Origin of the sequence: Prevotellamassilia timonensis (genome assembly GCF_021531665.1) — a bacterium.
GTDB lineage: Bacteria > Bacteroidota > Bacteroidia > Bacteroidales > Bacteroidaceae > Alloprevotella.
In genome coordinates this window covers 1-11,314 of the sequence record NZ_JADYUH010000076.1, presented here as the reverse complement: position 1 = coordinate 11,314, position 11,314 = coordinate 1, and the positions used below count along the sequence as shown (strand labels likewise).

Sequence of the window (11,314 nt, the reverse complement as noted above, 5' to 3'; positions counted from 1 at the left end):
GCAATAACCTTGAGATACCATGCCAGAAGAGAATTTGGATTATCCATTCCCGCAAGGTACTTGGGAGGACGACAAAGGCAACGACTTCTTCCAGAAAATCCTCCCCGGCGGATTCGGACATTAATCTATAATAAGGTATCAGCACATCTCGTCACCAATCCCGAAACGGAGTGAACGACCGACGAGACCGCACACAGACTCGGCAGTGCCGTTCATGCAGCAGCGTGGACGGCACTGCTTCTTTTTGCAACATTCGTCCCCCCTCTGCAAACGTTTGGCAACTGCCACGGCAAAAAAATCGTTTTTATCCGCCAATTTGATGTCTGCATTGCAAACTCAACGAAGCATTTGGAAAACTAAATGAAGAAAAACTGCCAACGAAACTCAGTTTAACAGTTTTTTTTGGGGGGGTGATTTCCTTTGTTTCTTATTACTTTTGCCTGCAAACAAACTGTATAACTACGACAAAAGGCGTTTTCACTCGCCGTTAGAGAACAAAACCCGCAAAGCAGAATCACCCGAAAACCAATTATTAAATTATATTATGCGAAAACTCTATCTCCTTTTCGCGTTACTGATGGGCATCAGTAGCGCCACTCGCGCCGCCGACTTCACGCCGGACCCGAGCAAAGTTTACATCTTCAAAAACGTGAACAACTCCTACATCCCCATGTTCTGCGTCACGAATTTGAAATATTCCAATGACGGCGACGGCGCACAAAAGTATGTTTTAGGCGCCCGTGTCAATAAGTTTGACAGCCGCAGCTTCTTTGTGATTGAAGGAAACTCCACGGATGGCTACACCATTCGCCTCAAAGAGGTGACTGACCCCGAAACACATGCTGCTACGACTTCCCGTTATACGAGCCTTGCTTCTAATGCAACAGTAAGTAAAGACCATACTATTCGCACCAAAGTTGTTTCCAATACTTCAGAACTGACCAACCGTGAAAAGTGGAACATCACGGAAACGACTGATGGAAGCGGCAAGTACATCATCTCCTCCAAAGCCTTGACAGGTAACCACAGTTGGAACATCCGTGGAGGAGAATACACTGAAGACGGAATTTCTGACAAAGTCAAAGGCGTTGGCACATGGAACGACAACACAAAAACGACCAACCAATGGTACATTTACAGCCTTGACGACTTGGAAAACGAAATCACCAACACCTACGGCACCATCGCTGAAGAGAACGACAACAAGGTGGGTTATCCCACAGCAGAATACTGCCAGCAGTTACGCGCAGTTCACTCCAACTACACCACCCTCTCTTCCGCTTGGAATGTCAGCGCAGCCAATGATTTCAGCAGTGCCTACATCTCTGTTACCTCTTCCATCCCCGTCAACATGCCCGTCAGCGGCAAGGCATATAAAATTAAGAACATTGCCTACGATTCACCAAACACATGGTATTTTAAGTATGCAGAAAGCGGCATTGGTTTGACACAAAATGCCGACGAAGCCACTCCCTTCGTTTGCCGTGAAGTCAGCAGCGGTGTCTATGCCTTTGTTTGCAACGACGGAAAATATTTAGCGTGGAAAGGTGGCGGTACCGCAGCCGATAACAAAGACAAAGGAGGCAATGACAATAAAGGCTATGTGGATGCTTTTGACTATGAAGAAAGCACGAGTATTTCAAGCGCAAGTCAAACTTTCACCGACTGGGCTCAATTAACCGTACAAAAAATGAATCCCGGAGGGAATGTGTCCGGAAAATATAAAGATATGTGGGGCTACGTGACTCTCAAAGGCCGAAGAGTTCAGACTACAGACCCCAATTACTTTGTCCTTAAAGCCATGGGGGCTTTCAACCACGCAAACGCTCCCTTCTTCAAAACCAGTAAAGGCACCAGATACTCTTCCGCCTTCGTTCTGGAAGAAGTATCATACGCCAATGTCGTGACACCGAAGGACTTCGACGAGACACGCAAGATTGCGACCTTCAGTGCACCCTTCCCCACCGTAGTGCCCGAGAACACCACTGCCTACAGTGTAGCAGCGCAAACTGACGCCGACGTGACCTCCGTAAGTACCTACACCGTAGCAGAAGCAGGCGATGCCATTCCCGCCAACACGGGTGTCATCCTGTTGAGCACGAACAACTCACTGACCATGCTGCCCCGCACCACTGAAACCGTGGTGACTGTCGAAGACGGTGCACTCAAAAACTCCGCCGGCGCAGCGAAAAACATCACCACCGAAAACTCCTACGTGCTCTCCAACAAATCCGGCTGGGCATTCTACAAAGTGGGCTCCGGTGCCACCAACCTCCCGATGAACAAGGCATATCTCGTGCTGCCCGAAGGCGGAAGCGTCACTGCCATCCGTCTGAACTTCGGAGAAACCACCGCAGTGGAAAACATCGTGACAGACAATGCTGCCGCAACAGGCAAAATTTACGACCTCACGGGTCGCGAGGTGAAGGCTGCCACCAAAGGCATCTACATCATCAACGGCAAGAAAGTCATCGTGAAATAATCTTCAACCTAATAACGCTTATAAATTATGGCAAAAACATATATTCAACCCAAAAGCCTCTGCATCAATTTGATGTCAGAGAACCTCATCGCCACTTCACCCACGATTGGCGTGAAGAACAATCCCAACGAATGGGTGACCGACCTCGAAAATGACGCCGCCTCCAATCGCAGAGGTTTCGGCGGAGGTCCGTGGGACAACATGGAGTAAGTTTCTCAAGAATAATTGAATTGATGGTGGACGGGTTCCTTTCTGGAACTCGCCCGCTTTCATTTTGTGGGACAGATTTACGTTCAATCCGTGTTCTCTAAAAAATCTGCGGATTCGGTGTGAGACAAAAGGGTTCGACATAAACAAATCAAGAAGCTTCATTTTCAGCGTTTTATCAAAAAAACAGTTATCGCGGTCGTTTTTACCCTCCCTCTTCCGATGAAAACGGGGATTTTTGCACTTACCGCCGAAACAAGCATTTCTATTTTTCGCCCGTCGCAATCCTACACACGAAACCGACAACCCTGCACAGTGTAGGTTTTTGTGTAGAATTCGCATTCCAAATCCTACACACTTACGTTCCTCATTTTCAACATTTCCGCTCGTCGAGTGTAGGATTTGCTCGGAATGTAGCACACCTTTGAAAAACGTATAGGGATTTAAAGCCGAAAGCGCGCCTCCCCGCCCGAATCCATTTATATTTTTCGGTTGTTCGAAAACGACAGTATAATGGCAGTGGAAGAGGGAGGTCAAGAAGGCCAAAGGGCGTCAAAAAAGTACAATATTGAAGACAACTTTTAAAACGCGATTTAAATGCGGTTTAAATGGTGATTCTCTAATAGGAACATTTCCCGACAGAAATCAGCGGGAAAACCTCCAAACTGAAAAATTCTTCAACGCCACTGAAGATATTTCCGGTAAATTCTTCAACACCACTGAAGAATTTTCCACTTTTCCTATTTTTATTTTTCTTCCCAAACCGCCGCGCGGATTCGCCGAAGCCTACCCCGGAACGGCGTTTCACGTGGTCAATCGCGACAATTTTTGGGACTACGTGAGGTAGGTCGCTGACATTCGTTCGCCTAAACGTCCTCTTTCTCGTTTATTTGCACTAACTTTGCCACGCCGTTAATATCTTAACATTTAACGCCCTCTCCGCGTGGGAGGCACTCTTCACATTTCATGGTTTACCGCGGCGCATGCGCCGAACACTCCTTGTATATATGGAACAACAAACGCTGATAGAAAAAAACGAAGAACAGGCGGAACTGCTTCCCTTGCTGAGAACTTGCTGGAGCATGTTCATCGCCCATTGGTATTGGTTTCTCCTCTCCGCGGTGCTCTGCCTCGGACTCGGATTCATCTACCTGCAAAGCAAACCGCGCGTCTATCAACGCCAGGCTGTCATGCTCATTGAAGACTCACAGGGCGGTTCGATGAACGGCCCCATGCCTCGCTCCCGCACACGCAGCAACATGACCAGCCTCATGGAACTCAACGGCGTCAGCGTCGGAGACAACTTGAAGAACGAAATCTTCATCCTCGGCTCAAAACGCCTTATGAACATCGTTGTGGAAAAACTCAATTTGGACGTGGACTATACCACCGACGAGTCGCTCCACTACATTTCGCTCTACGGAAAGGAACGCCCCTTTGAAGTGCTCTTCCAGGACTCTGTTGCCCGCATGGCATACTCCTTCAAAATCCAGAAAACCGGCGCTTCATCCGTCAAACTCTTTGACTTCAAAGACCAAGAAGGAAACACCTATCCCGACATGTCGCTGCAACTCGGACAGATGAAGAAGACGCCGCTCGGCACCTTCTGCATCGTGAGAGCACCGAAGTTTGACAAATGGAAAGAAGAAATCATCACCGTCACCCGTCTGCCGCGTGAAAAAGCCGCTACACGATTCATGAGCGAAATCAAAGCGAGCGAATATGACAAAGAAACCTCACTCATCGTCATCAGCTGCAACGACGTGAACCGACGCCGCGCCGACGACTTGCTCACCACGCTCTACAACACCTACAAAGAGGACGTCGTGGAGAACAAAAACCGCGTAGCACTCAACACTGCCAAATTCATTGACGAACGCATCGCCCTCATCGGCGAAGAACTGAGCAAGGTGGAGAACCAACTCGCCGGATTCAAGAAACAAAACCAACTCATCGACTTTCAGCAGACGGCATCACAAGTGCTCGGACAAACGACCAAGGCTCACGAACTCAGCCTGCAACTGGAAACCGAACTGAACGTGGCACGCTATCTCGGAACCTACATCCAGAACCACAGCAACGACCACGACCTCATCCCCGCCCTCAACATCGGCGACGCCGGGTTCAACACGCAAATCTCACGCTACAACGAGTTGATGAACCAACGCAACTCCATGATTGCGAACTCCAGCGAACAAACCACCGTGGTGCGCGAGCTGGATCGACAACTCTCGCAGATGCGACAGAGCATCCTTGCCTCCGTCAAGAGTTACATTCAAAGTATTCAACTGCAACTCCAAGACGCACGCCTCAACGAGCGGCTCTTGAGCGGTAAAATTTCCAGCGCACCGGAACAAGAGAAGCAGGGTCTGGACATCCAACGCCAGCAATCCTTGAAAGAGGCTCTCTACACCTACCTCCTCAATAAACGCGAAGAGGTCGCCCTGCAGCAAGCCATCAACGAAGCCAACGTGCGCTTGGTGGAAGGACCCATCGGAGACCTCATAGTCAGCCCGCGAGGCACCATCATCATGGCATTTGCATTGATCATCGGACTCTGCATCCCCTCGCTGATTCTTTGGATCATCTATATGTTTGACACAACCGTGCACAACCGCAAGGAAATTGAAGAGGCTACCACCATCCCCCTGCTGGGAGAAGTGCCGCACATCAAAAACACGGACTCAACCACCCTCATTTCCGAACTGCCGTCCGACGACCCCGTGGTCGAAGCCTTCCGCATCATGCGCTTCAACCTGGGATTCATCCGACAGCACCCGAAGGTCTTCGTCTGCACCTCCACCACACCGGGACAGGGAAAGAGCTTCGTTTCCCGAAACATGGGAATCATCCTCGCCATGGCGAAGAAAAAAGTCATCATCATCGATGCCGACATCCGCAAACGAAACCTCAGCTCGCACTTCGGTCACAACTCCGGTCTGACAACTTATCTGGTTGACGAATACAGCAAACTGGAGGAGATGATTATCCCCGACGGCATCGCCAAAGGCGTGGACTTCATGCCGGCAGGCAGCGTGCCGCCCAATCCCTCCGAACTGCTCATGTCGGAACGCCTGGAGAAGCTGGTGGAACAACTCCGAGAGCAATATGACTACATCATCTTTGACTCTACGCCCATGTTCTCCGTGGCTGACGCTAGCATCGTCTCGCGTCTGGTGGACACCACACTCTATGTCATGCGTGCAGGCGTGCAGCCTCGCGCCTTCCTCCCCGAACTGGAACGCATCTATCAGAGCGGACGAATGAAGAACCTCGTGCTGATTCTCAACGACGTCAACTTCAAGAAAGGACGCTACAACACCGGATACGGATACGGTTACGGATACGGCGCCAATTACAGTTACGAGCGCTCCGGCAACCACACCCGCCGCGCCAAGAATCTGCTCAGCAGACTGAAACCCGGGAAGAACTAAATCTTTTACGCAAAACAGAAAAGCAACTTGGCACGGCGATGAACTCGCACGGCTGAGTTGTTTTTCTTTACGGAGGGTACTCCCGATGCCAACGACACTCCGCACTTGAAAACAAACCAACTCCGCGGGAAATCCCGCCCCACCGCCCTTGACCACACTGAACCACAGCCCGCACATTCTCCTCATCTACACCGGAGGAACCATCGGAATGATTGAGAACCCCATCACCGGGGCTCTCGAGAACTTTGAGTTTTCTCAATTCAAAAAATATGTCCCCGAACTGCAAGGTTTCAACTTTGACATCGATGCGCTCTCCTTTGACCTCCCCATTGACAGTTCGGACATGGAGCCGCGCTACTGGGTGAAGATTGCCCACATCATCAGCGACCACTATCAGAACTATGACGGCTTCGTGCTCCTCCACGGCACAGACACAATGGCATACACCGCCAGTGCGCTGAGTTTCATGCTGCAAAATCTTGGAAAGCCGGTCATCATCACGGGGTCTCAACTCCCCATCGGGCGTCTCCGCACCGACGGAAAGGAAAACCTTCTGACGAGCATCGAAATCGCAGCAGCCACCGACAGCCGCGGAAGACCCATGGCGCCCGAGGTCTGCATCTTCTTTGAAAACAGACTGATGCGAGGCAACCGAACAACAAAAATCAACGCCGAGGGGTTCAACGCCTTCCGCTCCTTCAACCTCCCGTCGTTGGCACACGCCGGCATACATATTAAATATGAGGAACACCTCATTCGCCGGCCGGAACCGGGAGCGGTCTTCAAACCGCACTTCTTGCTGGACAACAACGTCATGATTCTGACACTCTTCCCGGGCATCCGTCCGGAGGTGGTGGACGCCTGCTTCGCCGTGCGAGGACTGCGCGCCGTGATTCTCAAGACCTTCGGCTCGGGCAATGCACCCCAGAAACCGTGGTTCATGGACAAACTCCGTGCCCTCATCGACCGCGGCGTAATCGTGGTGAACGTCACACAATGCTACAAGGGCTCGGTGGAGATGCACCGCTATGGAACGGGACTCCAACTCCTCCAGGCGGGGGTGGTGAACGGCTACGACAGCACCATGGAAAGCGTGCTGACAAAACTGATGTTCCTCCTCGGACATGACTACCCTCACAACGAAATCGTTCGACTCATGAACACCGACATCGCCGGAGAAATCACGGTGTGAAAAGAATTCCGGAGAGCGCAAGAAGCGCGCTTCTCGGCGTGCCGGCATCCGCTCCTCCCACTTCACCATCTGCCCTTCAGAAGACCCCTAATTCAATCTTCCACTTCTCAAACTGCTTTGACTCTTCGCGCTTCACACTTCTTGCTCGCAACCTTTCTCTCTCTCCTTTGTGCTTGTCAGAAGCATGGAGAAGGGAACCAAAACAGCAACTCCCTGCTTTCTCACACCCGTCTGCTCAGTCTGCGAGACAGCGGCGGAGTGAGCATCGCAGTTGTCGCTGACCCTTGGGCAAAAGAGAAAACGCTTGCCACCTACGTGCTCGTGCCGGACACCGTTCCTGCCACAGTTCAATTGCCGGAAGGAACGGTCGTTCACACACCGTTGCGCCGCGCCGTGCTCACCTCCTCCATCCACGCAGCCTTGCTCCTGCGCCTCGGCGTCGCCGACGCCATCGCGGGAATGACTGACACCGCCTATGTCGTCAGTTCCGACATCCGCCGCCTCCTCCGCAGCGGAAAAGTGACCGACGTCGGCAGCTCCGTCAATCCGGACGCCGAACGCATCAAGCAAACCCACGCCGATGCGCTCTTCCTTTCCCCCATGGAGAACGCGGGGCAGAACAATCTCGCGCGGCTCGGCATCCCGCTCATCCAATGTGCGGACTACATGGAGGTCTCTCCCCTCGCCCGCGCCGAATGGATGCGATTCTACGGCCGCCTCTTCGGCTGCGCTGACAGCGCCGACAGCCTCTTCCGTGAGGTGGAGAGGGCATACGAGACGCTCTGCCAAAAGGTGAGGACTCACAATGCGCCACGCCCCACCGTCTTCTGCGACCTGCCCCTCTCTGGCACATGGTACGAACCCGGCGGACAGAGCACGATGGGACAGTATCTCGCTGACGCCGGCGCAGACTATCTCTGGAGCGACCGCGCCGAGAGCGGTTCCCTCCCCTTGGACTTCGAGGCAGTCTATGCCCGTGCCGCCCGCGCCGATTTTTGGTTGGTGAAATATGGGAGCGCAGCGACGCTGACCTACGAATCCATGCTTCGCGACGACAGCCGCTTCCGTCGTTTCCGAGCCTGGCAGGAACGCCGGATTTGGAGTTGCAACAGTCTGAAAGTGCCTTTCTACGAAGAGACGCCTTTCTTCCCGCACCTGCTGCTGGGGGAACTCATCCGCATCTTCCACCCCGGGCTCCTGCCCGAGGCTCCGAACCGTTATTATCTTCCGCTCTGAAACCATGCTCCGACTACTCCTGCTCCTGCTGCTCCTGCTGCCGCTGAGTCTGCTCTCCGGCAGTGTCTCCCTCAGTCCTTCCGAGGTCTGGTTGGCACTGTGGGGCGAGGGCAACGAGACCCTGCGTTTCATTGTTTGGGAGAGTCGGTTGCCGCAGACCGCCACTGCCCTCTTGGCAGGCATGGCTCTCTCCGCCGTCGGGCTCGTCCTGCAAACGCTCTTCGCCAACCCTCTGGCAGACCCCTCGCTGCTTGGCATCCACAGCGGGGCATCGCTCGGCGCCGCCGTCTCTTTCCTGCTCTTCGGCGGGAGTTTCAGCCTCGGTGTTCTGACTGCCGGCGGTCTCTGTCTGACCGTCTTCTCTGCCTTTCTCGGTGCGTGCGGCGTCATCCTCTTACTGGCACTTTGCAGTCGCATCGTTCACGGAACGCTCGGTCTGCTCATCGTCGGCGTGATGATTAGCTTTGCCGTCTCGGCACTCGTCAGCCTGCTCAGTTTCTATGCCGCTGCCGACGGTTTGCAACAGTTCATCGTCTGGGGCTTCGGTTCGTTCGCCAACGTCGGACTGGAGATTCTGCCCTTCTTTGCAGGACTGATTCTCCTTGCCTTGCTGCTGTTGCTGCCCTTTGTCCCCGCCCTTGACGCACTGCTCTTGGGCGATGACTATGCCCGAAACTTGGGAATACGGGTGCGCCGCTCCCGCACGCTCCTCTTGCTCCTCGGCGGTTTTCTCGTGGCAGTGACAACCTCGCTCTGCGGTCCCATCTCGTTCATCGGCATGGCAGTTCCGCACCTGGCACGCCTCAGTCTTCGCAGCGGCAGCCACCGGCGCCTGCTCCCCGCCACCCTGCTTTGGGGAGGCAACATCGCCCTGCTGGCACTCATGCTCTCTCATCTTCCCGGCGAACGCGGCACCTTCCCGCTCGCTGCCATCACTCCCCTCTTCGGCGTGCCCGCCGTGCTTTGGGTACTGCTTCGAAAGAGAAGGGATATATAATGTATAGTCACTCATCCCTTCGCATTCCCCTCATTTCTCACATGAAAGAATTCATCAAAACCGAGGTCAAGGCGGAAACCGCCATCTTGGTCGGCCTCATCACCAAAGAACAAAGCGAACGCAAGACCAACGAATATCTCGACGAACTGGAATTCCTCGCCGAGACCGCCGGCGCCGTCACCGTCAAACGTTTCACGCAACGCCTGGACGGACCGAGTTCCGTCACCTACGTCGGAAAAGGAAAACTTGAGGAGATTCGTGCCTACATCCTCGCCGAAGAGGAGGCGGAGCGCGAGGTGGGAATGGTGATTTTCGACGACGAACTCTCCGCCAAGCAGCTTCGAAATATCGAAAAAGAACTCGGAGTGAAAATTCTGGACCGCACGAGTCTCATTCTCGACATCTTCGCCATGCGAGCACAAACCGCCAACGCCAAAACGCAGGTGGAACTAGCACAGTATCGCTACATGCTTCCGCGCCTTCAACGCCTTTGGACTCACCTCGAACGACAGGGCGGCGGCTCAGGCTCGGGAGGCGGAAAAGGCTCGGTCGGACTGCGCGGACCGGGCGAGACGCAGTTGGAAATGGACCGACGAATCATCCTCAACCGCATGGCGCTCCTCAAACAACGACTCGCCGACATCGACCGACAGAAAACCACGCAGCGCAAAAACCGCGGACGACTCATCCGCGTGGCGCTCGTCGGCTACACCAACGTCGGAAAATCTACCCTCATCAATCTGCTGGCGAAATCGGAGGTCTTTGCCGAAAACAAACTCTTCGCCACACTGGACACCACCGTGCGAAAGGTCATCATTGACAACCTGCCCTTCCTCCTCGCCGACACCGTGGGCTTCATCCGCAAACTGCCCACCGACCTCGTCGATTCTTTCAAGAGTACGCTGGACGAGGTGCGCGAAGCGGACCTGCTGGTTCACGTGGTGGACGTCTCCCACCCGGACTTTGAGGAACAGATTGAGGTGGTCAACGCCACCCTCCACGACTTGGGCTGCAGCAACAAACCGCAACTGCTGCTTTTCAACAAGATGGATGCCTACACCTGGACGGAAAAGGACGAAGACGACCTGACGCCTGCCACCCGCGAGAACCTCTCTCTCCCGGATTTGCAATCCACCTGGATGGCACGCCTCGGACGCGACGCCATCTTCATCTCCGCACGTCAGAAAATGCACATCGATGAACTCAAGCAACTGCTCTACGAACGCGTCAAAGAACTCCACGTGCAGAAATATCCCTACCACGACTTTCTCTTTGAACACTACACGGAAGAGGCCTAAGAAACCACGCTGCAACTGACAAAACACCGACGAGCGCAACAAACGCTCACAGCGACAAATTGCCTCGTTTTCGGATCACTCCCACGACGCCTTACGACATGCCCCCTTATTTCTTGGCTTGAAAAAGAGACGCCGAAAGGAAAAAACTATATTTGCAGGTAATTACACATGAGGGGAGTACTATATAGACTGACGAAACTTACAAAAGGGCGCGCTAAGAAATCAAAAATCAACTCAACCTAATTTTTAGAACACCCCTAAAGAGAATTTCGGATACGCACATGGAAATAAACAGTAGGAGGTAAATGCCAACCCAAAAGGCATTTGCCTCCTACTTTCCTTTGCCACCAGCTCTCACTTTGCCTCCTACGTTCACCTTTACCGACCTCTCACGAAGCGTAACCATCCGAAATCAACCGTCTTGTTCAAATTCTTCGCGCTTTCGTACTTTGCAGGCAAAAAAAGCCA

9 protein-coding genes are annotated in these 11,314 nt (G+C 53.2%); 8 read left to right on the top strand and 1 reads right to left on the bottom strand.

Going from position 1 to position 11,314, the window contains the following annotated elements; genetic code table 11:
* Positions 1–138 precede the first annotated feature (138 nt).
* Entirely contained in the window at positions 139–288 is a 150-nt protein-coding gene (locus I6E40_RS09985; RefSeq protein WP_235386924.1) for a hypothetical protein, read from the bottom strand.
* A gap of 256 nt (positions 289–544) precedes the next feature.
* Between I6E40_RS09985 and I6E40_RS09980 the strand changes: the two genes are divergently transcribed.
* The 8 genes from I6E40_RS09980 (at position 545) to hflX (ending at position 10,846) form a co-directional block, all read left to right on the top strand.
* A complete protein-coding gene (locus tag I6E40_RS09980) occupies positions 545–2,482 on the top strand; it encodes a hypothetical protein (protein ID WP_235386922.1) in 1,938 nt (645 codons plus the stop codon).
* 27 nt (positions 2,483–2,509) lie between these two features.
* Entirely contained in the window at positions 2,510–2,692 is a 183-nt protein-coding gene (locus tag I6E40_RS09975; RefSeq protein WP_235386920.1) for a hypothetical protein, read from the top strand.
* A 565-nt stretch (positions 2,693–3,257) separates the two neighbouring features.
* Positions 3,258–3,536: a hypothetical protein gene (locus I6E40_RS09970; RefSeq protein WP_235386919.1), complete on the top strand. Its 279-nt coding sequence runs from the start codon at positions 3,258–3,260 to the stop codon at positions 3,534–3,536.
* A 160-nt stretch (positions 3,537–3,696) separates the two neighbouring features.
* On the top strand, positions 3,697–6,123 hold the full coding sequence (locus I6E40_RS09965; RefSeq protein WP_235386916.1) for a GumC family protein: 2,427 nt from the start codon (positions 3,697–3,699) through the stop codon (positions 6,121–6,123).
* Between the two features lie 148 nt (positions 6,124–6,271).
* On the top strand, positions 6,272–7,315 hold the full coding sequence (locus I6E40_RS09960) for an asparaginase (RefSeq protein WP_262910886.1): 1,044 nt from the start codon (positions 6,272–6,274) through the stop codon (positions 7,313–7,315).
* 141 nt (positions 7,316–7,456) lie between these two features.
* The gene (locus I6E40_RS09955) at positions 7,457–8,551 is read left to right on the top strand and encodes an ABC transporter substrate-binding protein (RefSeq protein ID WP_235386906.1); all 1,095 of its coding nucleotides are present in this window, start codon (positions 7,457–7,459) and stop codon (positions 8,549–8,551) included.
* A 4-nt stretch (positions 8,552–8,555) separates the two neighbouring features.
* Positions 8,556–9,548, top strand: a complete 993-nt coding sequence (locus I6E40_RS09950; protein WP_235386904.1) for a FecCD family ABC transporter permease — start codon at positions 8,556–8,558, stop codon at positions 9,546–9,548.
* 41 nt (positions 9,549–9,589) lie between these two features.
* Complete coding sequence (gene hflX / locus I6E40_RS09945; RefSeq protein ID WP_235386902.1) at positions 9,590–10,846, top strand: GTPase HflX; 1,257 nt, start codon at positions 9,590–9,592, stop codon at positions 10,844–10,846.
* Positions 10,847–11,314 lie beyond the last annotated feature (468 nt).

Coding starts and splice junctions, on each gene's coding strand:
- I6E40_RS09980 (WP_235386922.1), top strand. CDS start 545: ATGCGAAAACTCTATCTCCTTTTCGCGTTACTGATGGGCATCAGTAGC.
- I6E40_RS09975 (WP_235386920.1), top strand. CDS start 2,510: ATGGCAAAAACATATATTCAACCCAAAAGCCTCTGCATCAATTTGATG.
- I6E40_RS09965 (WP_235386916.1), top strand. CDS start 3,697: ATGGAACAACAAACGCTGATAGAAAAAAACGAAGAACAGGCGGAACTG.
- I6E40_RS09950 (WP_235386904.1), top strand. CDS start 8,556: ATGCTCCGACTACTCCTGCTCCTGCTGCTCCTGCTGCCGCTGAGTCTG.
- hflX (WP_235386902.1), top strand. CDS start 9,590: ATGAAAGAATTCATCAAAACCGAGGTCAAGGCGGAAACCGCCATCTTG.